This window comes from Pseudomonas promysalinigenes (genome assembly GCF_014269025.2).
Lineage (GTDB): Bacteria > Pseudomonadota > Gammaproteobacteria > Pseudomonadales > Pseudomonadaceae > Aquipseudomonas > Aquipseudomonas promysalinigenes.
In genome coordinates this window covers 2,838,391-2,853,367 of the sequence record NZ_CP077094.1, presented here as the reverse complement: position 1 = coordinate 2,853,367, position 14,977 = coordinate 2,838,391, and the positions used below count along the sequence as shown (strand labels likewise).

Here is a 14,977-nt window from a genome sequence, read left to right as displayed (position 1 = left end):
GACTGCGAGGTATCGGATAACCCCCCAGGAGTGCACGCGTGACCCCAGAACAATTTCGCCTGTACGGCCATCAACTGATCGACCTGATCGCCGACTATCGCCAGACCGTTGCCCAGCGCCCGGTCATGGCCCAGGTACAGCCAGGCTATCTCAAGGCCCAGTTACCTGCAGGCGCACCCCAGCAGGGCGAGCCCTTCGAAGCGATTCTCGATGACGTCAACCAGTTGCTCATGCCGGGGCTGTCGCACTGGCAGCACCCGGATTTCTACGGTTACTTCCCCTCCAACGGTACGTTGTCGTCAGTACTGGGTGACTTTCTCAGTACTGGCCTCGGCGTGCTGGGCCTGTCGTGGCAATCGAGCCCGGCGCTGAGCGAGCTGGAGGAAACCACCCTCGACTGGCTGCGCCAGCTGCTTGGCCTGACGGCGCAATGGAGTGGGGTGATTCAGGACACTGCCTCCACCAGCACCCTGGTAGCGCTGATCAGCGCACGCGAGCGTGCCACTGACTACGCACTGGTACGCGGCGGTCTGCAGGCCGAGGCCAAGCCGCTGATCGTCTACGTCAGCGCTCATGCCCACAGCTCGGTGGACAAGGCTGCACTGCTGGCAGGCTTTGGTCGTGCCAACATCCGCCTGATCGCCACCGACGATCAGTTCGCCATGCGCCCACAGGCCCTGCAGGCAGCGATCGAACAGGATTTGGCCGCTGGCAACCAGCCCTGTGCGGTGGTTGCTACCACCGGTACCACCACCACTACCGCCCTTGACCCACTGCGCGCGATCGGCGAAATCGCCCAGGCCAGCGGGTTGTGGCTGCATGTGGACTCGGCCATGGCAGGTTCGGCGATGATTCTGCCGGAGTGCCGCTGGATGTGGGACGGCATCGAGCTGGCTGATTCCGTGGTGGTCAATGCGCACAAGTGGCTTGGGGTAGCGTTCGATTGCTCGATCTACTACGTGCGTGATCCTCAGCATTTGATACGAGTAATGAGCACCAACCCCAGCTACCTGCAATCGGCGGTGGATGGTGAGGTGAAAAACTTGCGCGACTGGGGTATTCCACTGGGGCGGCGGTTCCGGGCGCTCAAGCTGTGGTTCATGTTGCGCAGCGAAGGGGTCCAGGCATTGCAGCAGCGGTTACGGCGCGACCTTGACAATGCACGTTGGCTGGCAGAGCAGGTGGGGGCGGCGGCGCAGTGGGAATTGCTGGCACCTGTGCACTTGCAGACACTGTGCATTCGTCATCGGCCGGTAGGGATTGAAGGTCAAGCACTGGATGCCCATACCAGGGCGTGGGCAGAGCGCTTGAATGCGTCCGGGCTGGCGTATGTGACGCCGGCAACGCTCGAAGGGCGGTGGATGGTGCGGGTGTCGGTGGGGGCCCTGCCGACCGAGCGCGAGCATGTCGAGCAGCTTTGGCGCAACCTACAGGCGGTGGTTGCAAACTGAAAGTGCCGGGACCGCATGGCGGCCCCGGCGGTCCATCAGTGGCTTACTGCCTGGAAGCTGCCCTTGCGGCTGGCTTCGAAGGTGTCCTTGTCCATTGGCTTGGCGTCTGGATTACCCAGGTCTTCCATCGCCAGGCGATGGGTTTCCGGCGCAATGTAGGCCGCCAGTGCACACACGCAGGTGATGAAGAAAGCCAGGCCACCCACGACCAGCGGGATATTCTCAGAACCCGGTGGCGCCACCAGGGCGAACAGGGCGGGCAGCATGGCAGTGAGCATGGTGCCGATGTTCTGCGCGATGGCCATGGCCGAGACGCGGTAACGGGTCTGGAACAGCTCTGGGTAGAAGCTTGGGAACACCGCGTTGTAGCCTTGGTAGACCATGCCCCACATCAGGATCGAGGTGGCGAATGCCAGCGGCATGTTCTGGATGCTGATTGCGTAGAGGTACACGAAAGCCAACAGGCCAGAGCCCAGGCAACCGGCGATCATGGTCGGGCGACGGCCAATCTTGTCCGACAGGTTGCCTACGAATGGAATCACCAGCACCGCGACGATGTTGCCCACCACCGGGATCCACAGGTATACGCTCTTGTCGAAACCGATGCCGTAGGCCGGTTGCACGGCGTACGCAGCCCCGAAGATGGTGGCGACTACAGGGATCACGTTCATCAGGGCCATGAACATTACCAGCACCATGTGTTTCCAGCTGTGGCGGAAGGCCTCGCTGATTGGTGATTTGGAAACCTTGGCCTGCTTCTCTTCCTTCACGAACGCTGGGGTTTCGTGCACCTCCTTACGAATGATGAAGCCTGCGATCAGCACAATGGCGCTCATCAGGAACGGGATGCGCCAGCCCCAGTCGTTGAATGCTTCGCTAGGCATGAAGTAGGCCAGTGGCAGGAATACCGCTGCCGCCATCACCTGGCCAGCCTGCACACCCTGCAGGGTGAAGCTTGCGTAGTAGCCACGCCGGCCGAACGGCGCATGCTCCATGATCATCGAACTGGCACCGGAGATCTCCCCGGCCACGGCAAAGCCCTGGACCAGGCGCAGCAACACCAGCAGAGCCGGGGCGAGCATGCCGATGTCGTGGTAGGTCGGCAGCAGGCCGACAGCCATGGTCGAAATACCCATCAGGAACATGCACAGCAGCAGAACGTTCTTGCGCCCGCGGGTGTCACCCCAATGGCCGAGCACGAAGGCGCCGACCGGGCGCGCCAGGTAACCCACGCCATAGGTGGCAAGCGACGCGATGATGGCCATCTTCGGGTCTGTGTTGGGGAAGAAAATCTGCGGGAAGATCAGCGCCGCAGCCTGGGCATAAATGAAGAAGTCGTAGTATTCGAGTGCCGAGCCAATCCAACCGCTGGCGGTCGCTTTCTTGGCTTGAGAGCTGGAGTGAGCCATCGTTGTCTCCGTTGTTCTTGTAGGTCGCCGCACGGCTGGCGTCGCTGGACGCGGCCAACTGGGTGCGTTCGCTTGTCGGGAGTAGGGCGTGAGTTATAGCGCGATTGCTCGCAGCAAGTGTCTGCAACGTGAGAACGAACGAGCAGGTGCGGATCGCAAGGCGATGGAGGTGTGCATAGGTCGGTACCCGGTTTATTGAACTTATTATGTTGTGACGTTGGGCTGGTCTGCGCAGGTTTGCCCAACGGCCCTCTGGGCAGCAGGGGCAGTGGGTGTAGCTGCGTCTGGGTTCATGTTTGCCTAGGCTTGGCAGCGAATCAATTCGCTAAAATCGGTATTGTGCGATAATCGAACGCAAAACTAACCGTTTCGTACAAACAGATTGCCGGACTGACTTTACCTGCGAATAATCAACTGTGCCAGAAACCCTATTGGGCTTCGGCCTGTCGTCTGTTCAACAACAAGGAACTCCCCATGCAGCGTTCGATTGCCACCGTGTCCTTGAGCGGTACTCTGCCGGAAAAGCTCGAAGCCATCGCTGCCGCCGGTTTCGACGGCGTAGAGATCTTCGAGAACGATTTGTTGTACTACGCTGGCAGCCCCCGCGAAGTGCGGCAGATGTGCGCCGACTTAGGCATTGCCATCACCTTGTTTCAGCCATTTCGTGATTTCGAAGGTTGCCGCCGCGACCGACTGCAGAAGAACATCGACCGGGCCGAACGCAAGTTCGACTTGATGCAGGAACTGGGCACCGACTTGGTACTGGTTTGCAGCAACGTCCAGGCGGACGCCCTGGGGGATGAGCAGATTCTGGTGGATGACCTGCGCCTGCTCGCCGAACACGCTGGCAAACGCGGCCTGCGCATCGGTTACGAAGGCTTGGCCTGGGGCCGCCATGTCAACACCTATCAGCAGGTCTGGAACCTGGTGCGCCAGGCCGACCATTCAGCGCTGGGGGTGATTCTTGACAGCTTTCACACCTTGTCGCTTAAAGGCGACCCGGCTGCGATCCGTGACATCCCGGGCGACAAGATCTTCTTCGTGCAAATGGCCGACGCGCCCATTCTGAACATGGACGTGCTGGAGTGGAGCCGCCACTTCCGTAATTTCCCAGGCCAGGGCGAATTGGACTTGGCCGGCTTCCTGGCACCGATTCTGGCAACGGGCTATCGCGGCCCGTTGTCGCTGGAAATCTTCAACGATGGGTTCCGCGCTGCCCCCCCTCGGCAGAATGCCGCTGACGGCCTGCGCTCGCTGCTCTACCTCGAAGAGCAAACCCGCCTGCGCTTAGAGCAGGAGGGCACTACGATCGAGCCGGGCGTGCTGTTCACCCCACCGGCTGCCAGTGCCTATGGCGGTGTGGAGTTCCTCGAATTCGCTGTCGACGAAGCCGTCGGTGCGCGTTTGGGCAGTTGGCTTACCCGGCTGGGCTTCGCCGAAGCCGGCAAGCACCGCAGCAAGGACGTGCGCCTATTGCGTCAGAACGACATCAACATCGTGCTCAATGCCGAGCCCTACTCCTTTGGTCATAACTTTTTCGAAGCCCACGGCCCCTCGCTGTGCGCTACCGCCCTGCGGGTGAAGGATGAACACGCCGCGCTGCAGCGTGCCACCGATTTTCGCGGCCAGCCATTCCGTGGTCTGGTCGGCCCCAACGAATGTGAAGTGCCGGCCGTGCGTGCGCCTGACGGCAGCCTGATCTACCTGGTGGAGCAGGGCAAGGAGGGGCCTTCGTTGTACGACACGGACTTCCGCCTGGACGCGGCTGCCACTGTCACCGGTGGCCTGCAGCGTATCGACCACATGGCCCTGGCACTGCCGGCCGAGGCGCTGGACAGTTGGGTACTGTTCTACAAGAGCTTGTTCGATTTTGCTGCCGATGACGAAGTTGTCCTGCCAGACCCATACGGCCTGGTCAAAAGCCGCGCTCTGCGCAGCCCCTGCGGTAGCCTGCGGTTGCCGTTGAACATATCGGAAAACCGCAACACCGCCATTGCCCACGCGCTGTCCAGCTATCGTGGCTCGGGGGTGCACCACATCGCTTTCGACTGCGCGGACATCTTCAGCGAGGTGGCGCGGGCTAAGGAGTCTGGTGTACCGCTGTTGGAAATCCCGTTGAACTACTACGACGACCTTGCGGCGCGCTTCGATTTCAACGATGAATTCCTCAGTGAGTTGGCGTATTACAACGTGCTGTACGATCGTGATGCCCAAGGCGGGGAGCTTTTCCACGTCTATACAGAGCCATTCGAGGAGCGCTTCTTCTTCGAAATCATTCAGCGCAAAGGCGGCTATGCCGGATATGGCGCTGCCAACGTGGCGGTACGCCTGGCTGCAATGGCCAAACGTCGCAGCGGGGCTGCGCGCAAGCCGGTGCTCTGACGGCTGATGCGACAAGGCACCGGTGAACCGGTGCCTTGAACCCGATGCTAGGGGAGCGCGACGGCATTGCCGTCTGCGCAAATCAGCGTCGCAACAAGCGGCTGACAAACAGCGTCAGGCCCGCAGCCACGGCCAGTGCCGTCAGCGGCTTCTCCCGGACGAACGCGGATACGTTATCCAGGGCATCGCCATAGCGTTTGGTCACCTCGCCTGACACTTGGCGCGCATCTCCCTGTGCTTCGAGCTCAGGATCTTCCAGCCACTGGCCTGCCGCGCTCTGCGCCTTGCCTGCCACTTTCTCAGCAATCCCTTCGATCTGTTCACGCTTCATGGTCAAGTGATTCCTCTGTTATGAACAATGCATGGTCTGGCAGAGCGTTAGGTCGGCGTTGCTGCGCATTAGTTCAGACAATCACCTTGGCAATAGCCGCTTCCCTGCATCCGCTCACTCACGGATAATCCCTGGTCAATTCCAATAATCATTCCCGTGAGCCTCCATGACCGACCCCGTAGCCCCCCTCAGCCCGCCTGAACCCTCGGCTACGCGCCAACCGCGCAAGAACAACCCCGAGAAAACCCGTGAGGACATCCTCCAGGCCGCCATCAACGAATTCGTCCAGCAAGGCCTGGCCGGTGCACGCGTAGACGCTATCGCTGAGCGTACGGCCACCTCCAAGCGCATGATCTACTACTACTTCGGTAGCAAAGAGCAGCTGTATGTCGAATGCCTGGTAAAGCTCTACGGCGACATCCGCAAGACCGAGCAGAATCTGGAGCTGGAATCGCTGCCGGCCGAGCAGGCAATCCGCCGGCTGGCCGAGTTCACCTTCGATCACCATGACCGCAATGTCGATTTCGTGCGCATCGTCAGCACCGAAAACATTCACTACGGTGAGTACGTCAAGAAGTCCCCGGCCATCCGGGAGATGAGCAGCCTGGTGTTGCAAGCCCTGGGTAGCACCCTGGCGCGTGGTGTGGAGGAGGGGGTGTTTCGCCCCGGCATCGAGGTCATCGACCTGCACATGCTGATGAGCGCTTTCTGTTTCTATCGGGTGTCCAACCGGCATACCTTCGGTGACATCTTTCAAATCGACCTGGCCGACGAGCAAGTCAAACAGCGTCACAGGCAAATGATCTGCGACGCTGTTCTGAGTTATATCCGGGCTTGAAGCGCCTTATTCGCCCAACCGCTGCTCCCGTGAAGGTGGGTAGCCGAAGTAGGCGGCGTAGCACTTGCTGAAATGCGATACCGAGACGAAACCGCAGGCCACTGCTACCTCCATCACCGACAGGTCGGAATACTGCAGCAGGCGGCGGCTTTTGGTAATGCGCAGCTCCATGTAGTAGCGCCGCGGCGAGGTGCCGAGCTGTGCTTGGAACAGGCGGTCGATTTGCCGGCGCGAGCGGCCGCTGTAGGCAGCCAGCTGATCGAGGCTCAGGGTCTCTTCGAGGTTGTTTTCCATAAGCTCGACGATGGTGCGCAGGTGCAGGCTCATGGATTTTTTCGCCCCGGGCCCTACCTGGCGATAGCGGGCACCAGAGAACGAGAGAATTTCTTCCACGCCTTCGGCCAGCCCGTCGCCGTAAAGGCGACGCACCAGGCCGAGCATCAGCTCCATGGCACCATTGGGGCTGGCAGCACTGAGACGGTCGCGGTCCAAGGTGAAGCTGGCCGGGGTAATGCGGGTTTGCGGGCTGCGTTCGGCTAGGCTGGCGCGCTGTTCTGGGTGAACGCTGCAGCCGTAGTCGTCGAGCACGCCAGCGCGGCCAAGGAACCAAGAGCCATTCCACAAGCCGCCCAAGGCCATACCGTGGGCGGCGGCATCGCTGAGCAGGCGGTCGAGCTCGGGGTACTTGAGGGGGGTGCGCAGGCCACCGCAGACGATCAGCAAGTCAAGTTCCTTGAGTTCGTTCAAGGTCAACTCATTGGCCACCAATTCCAGGCCCAGGTCGCTCAATACCCGATCACCCGTCAGGGACAGCGGTGTGAACCGGAAGCTGTCAGCACGCAGCAAGTTGGCGGTGACCAGCACGTCCAGGGCCACGGTGAAACTGGCCATCGAGAAGTGCTCAAGCAGGATGAAGTCGACGCGGTAGGGCGCTTGCGCAGAACCGCCGCTGGCTTTGAGCCGCAGCATGTTACTGGTGCTGGTTTTCTTGCTGAACTGACGTGGGGTAGGCACTCTAGGCTCCGCTTCCTGGCTTGCCGGCAAAGTGTGGCTGCAGCCTTCGCGAAAGACAATCGCCTGGGTGGGCTTGGTGTATTGAAGGTCGTATTGAGGCAAGTCAGCTATGCTGACGCTATCGCTTTGGAGAATCTCGATGAAGTACCCCGCTGCCTTGTTGTTAGCGCTAATGCCGCTGCTGGCCAACGCCCTGGAGCCCGGCACCCGATTGGCGCCTTGGACCTTGCTCGACCAATATGACCAGCCGTACAGCCTCAATGCCAGCACGCATGTGTTGCTGGTGGCCCAGGACATGGATGGCGCGAAACTGGTCAAAGCGGCCCTGGCCGAAACACCCAAGGGCTACCTGGAATCGCGCGACGCCGTGTTCGTGGCAGACATCCAACGGATGCCAGCGCTGATTAGCAAGCTGTTCGCTGTCCCGGCGATGCGCGATTACAGCTATCGGGTCATGCTCGACCGCGATGGGCGAGTGGCCAGCCGTTACGATGTGCCCGCCGGGCAAGTGTTGTGGTTGCAGTTGAAAGACGGGGTGTTGGTGCGCCAGCAGGCCTTCGCTGAGGCTCAGGCACTCAAGGCGGCCATGGCCGATTCGCCTGCGCACTGAGGTGGACTGCACTATGGCCCACTAGAATTGAAATGAACCCTCAGGTCTGTCAGCGGCCCAATTTGTACATGCCAACAGGAGAGTGCTCATGGAAATCGGAACGGTCTGGATCATTGTCGCGGTGTTGGTCATCCTGCTGGAGATCATGGCCATCTGGCATATCATCGGCAGCGACCGGCGCGCTGAGCGCAAGATGCTGTGGGTCGTATTCGTTGTTTACGCACCGTTCCCAGGACTGTTGTTCTGGGCCTGGCGTGGGCCGCGTGCCGTCAAGGGCAGGTCGGTGCTGGAAGAGAAATGACCCGGCGGCCTCAGACGCTGGCGCCTGAGGCCCAGGCGCTTACTCGGGGCTGATGCTGATGCTTATGGCTGGGGCCAGGCCGCTCACCAGCAAGCTGCCGGCGAAGCCGACTGTCTTGTGTACCTCCAATGTTTTGAACGCGTCTCGAATGTAGGCGCGTACCAACCGTCCCGCTTCCTTGCGTTTCTCTTCAAGGGTGCCTGGGCCCAGGCCCAGCTCACCCAGGAGCGTCGTTTCGATTTTGTCCGTGGTTTTCCAGCCCATCTGCTCGCGCAAGTAGGTGCGGGCGCTGGCGGCGTCGCTCTCGTAACGACTATCGATTGGGCTGACCGTATAAGAGAGTTGGAACGCGTGGGGCTTGCTCATGGCTTCTCCTTCGGGGTAGCGGCACTGTGCTGCAGTGCACGGCTGCGTGCCGGGAATGGCAATTTAGCGAAGCACATGGCGTATTCCTACATACAAGGTGTTGAGTGCAATTGGCCCTATGTAGAAAGCTCCTACAGTGCGAGTAGCGGCCGGAAAAGCCTTACAATGCTCAATTTGACCGAGCTGCTTTCTTCATGCTGCCCATCGAACTGCAACGCACCACGGCCGATCAGGCTGATCTGATTCGCAATCTCTATCAGTTCTATGCCTATGAGTCTTCCGATTGGGAGCAGGAAGACGTGGAGGTCGATGGCCGCTTTTATATCCATGAAGACCATCTCGTACGCTACTGGCAATCCCCTGGCTGGAGTGCCAGCCTAGTCCTGGTCGATGGGTTCATCGCAGGTTTCGTGCTGGTGGAGCGCAGCGAACTGCCCGGCATCGATGCCATGGAGCTTGCTGATTTGTTCATCCTCAAGCGCTATCGACGTCAGGGCATAGGCCGGGCCGTAGCCATCGAACTGCTCACGCAACCTGGTGACTGGCTGTTGCGCTGCCACGCTTTGGACACTGGCGCGGTTGCGTTTTGCAACGCTGTGGTGAGCGACTTGCACCGGCCTGCGCAGCGGATATTCCCAGGCGATGACCCCCAGTTGGTGACTTACCAGATAACGTCCGTTTTGCACTGATTAAAGGTGAATCAGCCAGTTTTTGTGAAACGCTTCACAAAATTTCCGGCCAAGGCATAATGCCATCACTCTTTCACAACTTCTGGCCGAGCTGGCCCGTGTTTCATTCGAGCATGATGCACGCTCAGGTAAATTACATGTCGTTAGCCGCCAACCCCGACATCATGTACCGGCTGTTGATTCAGAGCGTGGTGGACTATGCCATCTACATGCTCACCCCGGACGGGGTAGTGGCCAACTGGAACCCTGGCGCTCAGCGAGCCAAGGGCTATCGTGCCGAAGAAATCGTCGGCAAGCATTATTCGCTGTTCTACAGCGAAGCCGACCGCTGCGCAGGCTTGCCCGAGCAGAATCTCGAACAGGCTCGCAACATCGGCCGGTTTGAAGAGATCGGTACCCGCCTGCGCAAGGACGGCACAGTCTTTCACGCCCATGTGGTGATTGAGGCAGTGCGGGACGATCAAGGCCAACTGGTAGGCTTCGCCAAAGTCACGCGTGACATTTCCGAACGCCGCCAGCAGGAGCTGGAATTGCTGCAGGCCAAGGAGCTTGCCGAGCAGTACAGCCAGGAAATGGCCAATCTGTCGCAGTTCCTGGACTCGGTCATCGCCAACATTCCCGCCAGCGTCATCGTTCAGGACCTGCAAAGCCAGCGCATCCTGCTCGCCAATCAGCAGGCCGAGCAGCTGTTCGGACAACCTGGCAAGCCCATGATCGGCCATACGCCCAGGGAATGCCTGGCACCTGCCGTAGCGGCCTATCTGGAAACTCAGCTCAGCCGGGGGGCGCGCAGCGGCAAAGGCTTCGCCGCCCAAACCCTAGTCGATACCGCCGGTGGCTCGCGCACGCTTCGCAGCCGTGCTTTGCTCAGCCAGAAATGCGAGGGCCAGGCCGATTACGTGCTGTTCGTGGCCGAAGACGCCACTGAGCAACTGGCCGCCCACGCCCAGATCCATCACATGGCCCACCACGATGCCCTCACCGGCTTGCCCAACCGAACACTGTTTCACGAGCGCCTCAAGCAGGCGCTGGCCCGGGGGCGGGATAACCAACAACTGACCGCCACACTGTGCCTGGATCTGGACAACTTCAAGAACATCAATGACTCCCTCGGCCATGGTTACGGCGACAAACTGCTGCGAGCCCTGGGCAAGCGGCTGCGCAGCGAGCTACGCGAGGACGATACGCTGGCCCGGCTTGGCGGTGACGAGTTTGCCGTGGTGCTGGCCCAACTTGACAGCCGCGACGCTGCCTGCGCGACCGCCAAGCGCCTGATCGAGGCGATGAGGCCGCCCTTTCATATCGAAGGGCATCAGTTTTCCGTGGGCCTGAGCATCGGCATCGCCCTGGCTCCCGAAGACAATGAAAACGGCGAACAACTGCTGGGCTACGCCGACATGGCCTTGTACGAGGCCAAGCGCAACGGCCGCAATCGCTACGAGTGCTTCCATTTGGAACTGGACGTCGCCGCACGCCAGCGCCGGCTGGTGGAAACCGACCTGCGTACCGCTCTGCACCTGGGGCAGTTGCAATTGCACTACCAACCCGTGGTGGATCAGCAGACCAATGCTGTGACCGGCTATGAGGCTCTGTTGCGCTGGCAGCATCCAAGCCGTGGGATGGTCATGCCCTTGGATTTCATTCCCATCGCCGAAGAAACCGGATTGATTCATGAACTGGGTACGCGGGCACTGAACCTGGCTTGCCAGGAAGCCGCCAGTTGGGGCACTGAACAGACGGTTTCGGTCAACCTCTCGCCGGTGCAGTTCAAGAATGCCAATCTGGTTCATACCGTGGCGTTGGCCCTGGCGGACTCGGGGCTGGCGCCGCAGCGCCTGGAGCTGGAAATCACCGAGTCGGTGCTACTGGGCAACAGCGAGGAAAACGTGCGCACTCTGCGTGCCTTGAAGGACTTGGGTGTTTCCATTTCGCTGGATGATTTCGGCACAGGCTATTCCTCGCTGGGTTACCTGCGCTCGTTCCCGTTCGACCGCATCAAGATCGATAAGTCGTTCGTCCACGATATGTGCGACAGCCGCGAGGCAATGTCGATCGTGCGCGCCATCACCGAACTGTCCAATAGCCTGATGATCAAGACCACGGCCGAAGGCGTAGAGTCGCAGGAGCAGATGCAGCGGCTGCGAGCTGAAGGCTGCTCGCACCTGCAGGGTTACCTGTACGGGCGCCCGGTGCCGGCTAGCGAGCGCCTGAAACAGGTCAGCCTATAGTGCCAGCGCTGGTCCCCTGGCGGCGTTGCAGCCTTCAGCTATTCCAGTCGGGCGCGAAGTCCGGGCTGACCAAGCGCTGATCTTTGGCCAACCCTGCAATCAGTGCCCGGTCGGCATCATCAAGCTGCACCTGCAGCGCCGCCAGGTTGGCCAGCTGGTTTTCCCGAGTGCTGGCTTTGGGGATCACCGCGACCCCGTCCTGATCCAACAGCCACTTCAGTGCGACCTGGCTGGGCAGCACGCCATGCTTGCTGGCGATCTCTTGAATGGCCGACTGCTGCGCCGCATGGCCGCGAGCCAGCGGCGAGTAAGCCGTCAACGCCAGGTCATGCTGGCGTGCATAATCGAGCATTGGCTTCTGGCTGAGCAGTACATGGTATTCGACCTGGATCGCCGAAAGCGGCGCGCCGAGCTCCTCGATTACCCGGCGTAGCAGGCCGAGCGGAAAGTTGGCCACGCCAATGCTGCGCGCCTTACCTTCTTCACGCAGGGCCACCAGGGTTTCGATACTCCGGGCCAGGTCCCAGTCTTTGCCAGGCCAGTGGATATGGAACAGGTCGACCTGCTCAGTGCCCAGCGCGCGCAGGCTGTCTTCCAGCGACTGGCGCATGGCCTTGGGTGCCAGGCGATCCCACCAGACCTTGGTGGTCAGGTGTATCTGCTCGCGCGGCACGCTGCTTGCGCGCAGCGCCTGGCCAACGGCCGCCTCGTTGTCGTAGGCAGTGGCCGTATCGATATGGCGGTAGCCCAGCTCCAGTGCCTGCTGCACAGCGCGGCTGCAGGCATCACCGGTCATCGGCCAGGTGCCCAGGCCGATGCAGGGCATGTCAAGGCCGTTGGTGGTTGTAAGCCGTTGCATGAAAACTCCTTGTTAGCGGTCGAAGGTCCGCGATCGATGGTGCGCGCTCTGGCCGTCAGGGGCCATGCCGGCGAGGCAGAAAGTGGTCGATCAGCGAACGTATTGCTGCACCCACCCTGCAAAGCGTTGAAATGAACTTCCTCACGTTGTCGTATCTCTTCTAGAATCCGTGCTGTCGCAGCTTCCCTTGGCGCAGCATTGAGCCGCGCCGCCGTCGAGTACGCCATGAGTTCCAGCACACCGCTGTCCGGAGTCAACCAACCCCTGCGTGGCATCGCCCTGGTGGTGGTGGCGACGTTCCTGTTCGCCAGCCACGATGCCCTGTCCAAGTTCCTCGGCGGGCTGTACCCGATCGTCATGGTGGTGTGGGCACGTTATGTGGTGCATACGCTGCTGATGGCCGGGATCTTCCTGCCCAAATCAGGCCTCAATGTGCTGCGTACCCGCCGGCCAGTGCTGCAAACATTGCGTGCGCTGAGCCTGCTGAGCACCAGCCTGCTGTTCACCACAGGCCTGCAGTACCTGCCATTGGCCGAGGCCACCTCGGTCAACTTCCTTGCGCCTGTGCTGGTTACAGCGCTGTCGGCTCCGCTGCTCAAGGAGCGGGTCACCGTTGGCCAGTGGGTGGCCGTGGTGCTGGGCTTCATTGGCGTATTGGTGGTTGTCCACCCCGGTGGCGCGATGTTCACCCCAGCCATTTTGTACCCGTTCGGCTCGGCCCTCGGGTTTTGCTTCTACCAATTGCTCACGCGCATTCTGGCGGCCCACGACAGCCCCACCACCAGTAACTTTTACGCCGGGTTGTGCAACACCTTGGTGATGAGTGCGCTGGTGCCGTTTTTCTGGGAAGTGCCGCGCTGGGACCACGCGCTGCTGATGCTTGCCTTGGGAGGCTTTGGCATGAGCGCCCACCTGTTACTGACTCAGGCGTTCCGCCACGCCGCCCCGGCGCTGCTGGCGCCGTTCAGCTACTGTCAGATCGTTTTCGCAGGCTTGCTGGGGCTGCTGATCTACCGCCAGATGCCCGATAGCGCGAGCCTGCTGGGTATCGCCATCATCTGCCTCAGCGGCCTGGGCGCAGCCTGGATGCAGCGCAAGCGCTAAACTGGCCGATGCCACTGGGGCGACCGTTCATGCAAACATCGAAGGTGCCTGCCATGTCTGAATACACGCTGCATTGCTTCGCCGAGTCCGGTAATGCCTACAAGGTTGCACTGATGCTCGAACTCACCGGCCAAGACTGGCAGCCGGTGTTCGTCGACTTCTTTCACGGCCAGACACGTGATAGCCAATGGCGCGAAACGTTGAACGAACAGGGCGAGGTGCCGGTGCTTGAGCATGCTGGGCAGCGCCTTACCCAGTCGGCGCTGATTCTCGATTACCTCGCCGAGCGCACGGGGCAGTACGGCCCAGGTGAGGAAGATGAGCGGCGTGAAATCTGGCGCTGGATGCTGTTCGACAACCACAAGTTCACCAGCTACTACGCCATGCTGCGTTTTCTGCTGTGCCTGAAGCAGACCGGCGAGACCGAAGTGACCGGTTTTTTGCGCGAGCGTGCCAAGGCGGCTTACCGGGTTGTCGATGCGCACCTGGCCAACACGCCGTTCATGGTCGGCAGGCGGCTGACCATCGCCGACCTGTCGCTGGCTGGGTATGTGTTCATGCCCGAAGATACCGGCATCGTGCTTAGTGAATTCAGCCATATCGAAGCCTGGAAGCAGCGGCTTCGGGCGTTACCAGGTTGGAAGCACCCCTATGACCTGATGCCGCGCACCGCTTCATAGGGGTAACGCGCCAATTGCAGGTCGGATAGATACAAAAGTGCCCTTGTCGGTTCTGTTGCAATGCTTTCCAGGCGGCCGGCCTGAACAGCGTGCTCACAACGACAAGGAACACCGACCATGCAAATGCCCCATACCCTGAAAATCCGTAATGGCGACAAGGTCAAGCCGACCTTCTCTGTACAGGAGTACGCCGCCCGTCATGCCCGGCTGCGGGCCTACATGGCCGAGCAGGACATCGAAGCGGCCATCTTCATCTAGTACGAAGCCAGTCGATCAGCGGCCGTGCGCCACTGCGGCTGCGATCAATCGGGTTGGCACCGACCACGAACAGCGCATCGAGCGTTGGCGCCTGGGCAATGCTGTAGTCGGGCAGCACCCGCATGCCGTTGCTGGCCACCACTGGCTCTGCACTGGCGGCAATCAGCACGGTACGGTACAACGGATGACGCGCGGCCAAGTTGGCCATGCGCAGGGTCTCCACAGCCGACGCCAGGCCGATGGTGGTGAAGTTTGGCAACACCAGAAAGCCGAAGGTTCTGGTTGGCGGTAGGGATTGGCCGGTAGCAAGGGGGTGGACCATTGCGATCTTCCTGTGCAAGCTGAGGCGTAGTGGGTCAGGGGGCAGTGGAAAAAACAGGCCTAGTGGATGTCTTGTTATTAAGGGTCGTCGCCGGGCTGATCTTAAACCCCCGCGCAACGGCCAGGAATGGTCCTG

Annotated in this window: 14 protein-coding genes and 2 pseudogenes; 10 read left to right on the top strand and 6 right to left on the bottom strand. The window is 60.8% G+C overall.

Features of this window, described 5'->3' with window-relative positions; translation table 11 throughout:
* Window positions 1-38 precede the first annotated feature (38 nt).
* Window positions 39-1,451, top strand: a complete 1,413-nt coding sequence (locus tag HU725_RS12985) for a DOPA decarboxylase (RefSeq protein WP_186477960.1) — start codon at window positions 39-41, stop codon at window positions 1,449-1,451.
* A gap of 35 nt (window positions 1,452-1,486) precedes the next feature.
* On the opposite strand, the gene HU725_RS12980 is transcribed toward HU725_RS12985, so the two are convergent.
* A complete protein-coding gene (locus tag HU725_RS12980; protein ID WP_186477959.1) occupies window positions 1,487-2,860 on the bottom strand; it encodes an MFS transporter in 1,374 nt (457 codons plus the stop codon).
* A gap of 474 nt (window positions 2,861-3,334) precedes the next feature.
* Between HU725_RS12980 and quiC the strand changes: the two genes are divergently transcribed.
* The gene (quiC, locus tag HU725_RS12975; RefSeq protein WP_186477958.1) at window positions 3,335-5,242 is read left to right on the top strand and encodes a 3-dehydroshikimate dehydratase QuiC; all 1,908 of its coding nucleotides are present in this window, start codon (window positions 3,335-3,337) and stop codon (window positions 5,240-5,242) included.
* An 82-nt stretch (window positions 5,243-5,324) separates the two neighbouring features.
* Here quiC and HU725_RS12970 read toward each other — a convergent pair whose 3' ends face one another.
* Window positions 5,325-5,573, bottom strand: coding sequence for a CsbD family protein (locus tag HU725_RS12970; protein ID WP_060478446.1), 249 nt, complete (start codon window positions 5,571-5,573; stop codon window positions 5,325-5,327).
* Between the two features lie 166 nt (window positions 5,574-5,739).
* On the opposite strand from HU725_RS12970, the gene HU725_RS12965 reads away from it, so the two are divergent.
* Window positions 5,740-6,411, top strand: a complete 672-nt coding sequence (locus HU725_RS12965; protein WP_060478445.1) for a TetR/AcrR family transcriptional regulator — start codon at window positions 5,740-5,742, stop codon at window positions 6,409-6,411.
* Window positions 6,412-6,417: 6 nt separating this feature from the next.
* On the opposite strand, the gene HU725_RS12960 is transcribed toward HU725_RS12965, so the two are convergent.
* The gene (locus HU725_RS12960) at window positions 6,418-7,425 is read right to left on the bottom strand and encodes a GlxA family transcriptional regulator (protein ID WP_060478444.1); all 1,008 of its coding nucleotides are present in this window, start codon (window positions 7,423-7,425) and stop codon (window positions 6,418-6,420) included.
* Between the two features lie 139 nt (window positions 7,426-7,564).
* Here HU725_RS12960 and HU725_RS12955 point away from each other — a divergent pair, with 139 nt between their 5' ends.
* Window positions 7,565-8,035 carry an FAD/FMN-containing dehydrogenase gene (locus HU725_RS12955; RefSeq protein ID WP_186477957.1) on the top strand — a complete coding sequence of 157 codons (471 nt, stop codon included), beginning with the start codon at window positions 7,565-7,567 and terminating at the stop codon, window positions 8,033-8,035.
* Between the two features lie 88 nt (window positions 8,036-8,123).
* Window positions 8,124-8,336, top strand: coding sequence for a PLDc N-terminal domain-containing protein (locus HU725_RS12950; RefSeq protein ID WP_060478442.1), 213 nt, complete (start codon window positions 8,124-8,126; stop codon window positions 8,334-8,336).
* A 39-nt stretch (window positions 8,337-8,375) separates the two neighbouring features.
* Here the strand turns inward: HU725_RS12950 and HU725_RS12945 are convergent, their stop codons facing one another.
* Entirely contained in the window at window positions 8,376-8,702 is a 327-nt protein-coding gene (locus HU725_RS12945) for a hypothetical protein (RefSeq protein ID WP_186477956.1), read from the bottom strand.
* A 194-nt stretch (window positions 8,703-8,896) separates the two neighbouring features.
* Here HU725_RS12945 and HU725_RS12940 point away from each other — a divergent pair, with 194 nt between their 5' ends.
* Together HU725_RS12940 and HU725_RS12935 are read left to right on the top strand one after the other, a co-directional pair.
* Window positions 8,897-9,391 carry a GNAT family N-acetyltransferase gene (locus tag HU725_RS12940; protein ID WP_186477955.1) on the top strand — a complete coding sequence of 165 codons (495 nt, stop codon included), beginning with the start codon at window positions 8,897-8,899 and terminating at the stop codon, window positions 9,389-9,391.
* A 137-nt stretch (window positions 9,392-9,528) separates the two neighbouring features.
* Window positions 9,529-11,619, top strand: coding sequence for a sensor domain-containing protein (locus HU725_RS12935; RefSeq protein WP_186477954.1), 2,091 nt, complete (start codon window positions 9,529-9,531; stop codon window positions 11,617-11,619).
* Between the two features lie 34 nt (window positions 11,620-11,653).
* Here the strand turns inward: HU725_RS12935 and HU725_RS12930 are convergent, their stop codons facing one another.
* Window positions 11,654-12,478, bottom strand: a complete 825-nt coding sequence (locus HU725_RS12930) for an aldo/keto reductase (protein ID WP_186477953.1) — start codon at window positions 12,476-12,478, stop codon at window positions 11,654-11,656.
* A 225-nt stretch (window positions 12,479-12,703) separates the two neighbouring features.
* On the opposite strand from HU725_RS12930, the gene HU725_RS12925 reads away from it, so the two are divergent.
* From HU725_RS12925 to HU725_RS12915, 3 genes and pseudogenes are all read left to right on the top strand, one after another.
* A complete protein-coding gene (locus HU725_RS12925) occupies window positions 12,704-13,582 on the top strand; it encodes a DMT family transporter (RefSeq protein WP_060478437.1) in 879 nt (292 codons plus the stop codon).
* A gap of 53 nt (window positions 13,583-13,635) precedes the next feature.
* On the top strand, window positions 13,636-14,262 hold the full coding sequence (locus tag HU725_RS12920; protein WP_186477952.1) for a glutathione S-transferase family protein: 627 nt from the start codon (window positions 13,636-13,638) through the stop codon (window positions 14,260-14,262).
* A gap of 117 nt (window positions 14,263-14,379) precedes the next feature.
* A pseudogene (locus HU725_RS12915) lies at window positions 14,380-14,514 on the top strand (creatininase); the annotation flags it as partial.
* A 7-nt stretch (window positions 14,515-14,521) separates the two neighbouring features.
* Here HU725_RS12915 and cahR read toward each other — a convergent pair.
* Window positions 14,522-14,842: pseudogene (gene cahR, locus HU725_RS12910) on the bottom strand (transcriptional regulator CahA); the annotation flags it as partial.
* Between the last annotated feature and the right edge of the window lie 135 nt (window positions 14,843-14,977).

Excerpts from the sequence above, each read along its gene's own strand:
- HU725_RS12980 (WP_186477959.1), bottom strand. The coding sequence starts at position 2,860 with ATGGCTCACTCCAGCTCTCAAGCCAAGAAAGCGACCGCCAGCGGTTGG.
- quiC (WP_186477958.1), top strand. The coding sequence starts at position 3,335 with ATGCAGCGTTCGATTGCCACCGTGTCCTTGAGCGGTACTCTGCCGGAA.
- HU725_RS12970 (WP_060478446.1), bottom strand. The coding sequence starts at position 5,573 with ATGAAGCGTGAACAGATCGAAGGGATTGCTGAGAAAGTGGCAGGCAAG.
- HU725_RS12965 (WP_060478445.1), top strand. The coding sequence starts at position 5,740 with ATGACCGACCCCGTAGCCCCCCTCAGCCCGCCTGAACCCTCGGCTACG.
- HU725_RS12955 (WP_186477957.1), top strand. The coding sequence starts at position 7,565 with ATGAAGTACCCCGCTGCCTTGTTGTTAGCGCTAATGCCGCTGCTGGCC.
- HU725_RS12950 (WP_060478442.1), top strand. The coding sequence starts at position 8,124 with ATGGAAATCGGAACGGTCTGGATCATTGTCGCGGTGTTGGTCATCCTG.
- HU725_RS12945 (WP_186477956.1), bottom strand. The coding sequence starts at position 8,702 with ATGAGCAAGCCCCACGCGTTCCAACTCTCTTATACGGTCAGCCCAATC.
- HU725_RS12940 (WP_186477955.1), top strand. The coding sequence starts at position 8,897 with ATGCTGCCCATCGAACTGCAACGCACCACGGCCGATCAGGCTGATCTG.
- HU725_RS12935 (WP_186477954.1), top strand. The coding sequence starts at position 9,529 with ATGTCGTTAGCCGCCAACCCCGACATCATGTACCGGCTGTTGATTCAG.
- HU725_RS12930 (WP_186477953.1), bottom strand. The coding sequence starts at position 12,478 with ATGCAACGGCTTACAACCACCAACGGCCTTGACATGCCCTGCATCGGC.
- HU725_RS12925 (WP_060478437.1), top strand. The coding sequence starts at position 12,704 with ATGAGTTCCAGCACACCGCTGTCCGGAGTCAACCAACCCCTGCGTGGC.
- HU725_RS12920 (WP_186477952.1), top strand. The coding sequence starts at position 13,636 with ATGTCTGAATACACGCTGCATTGCTTCGCCGAGTCCGGTAATGCCTAC.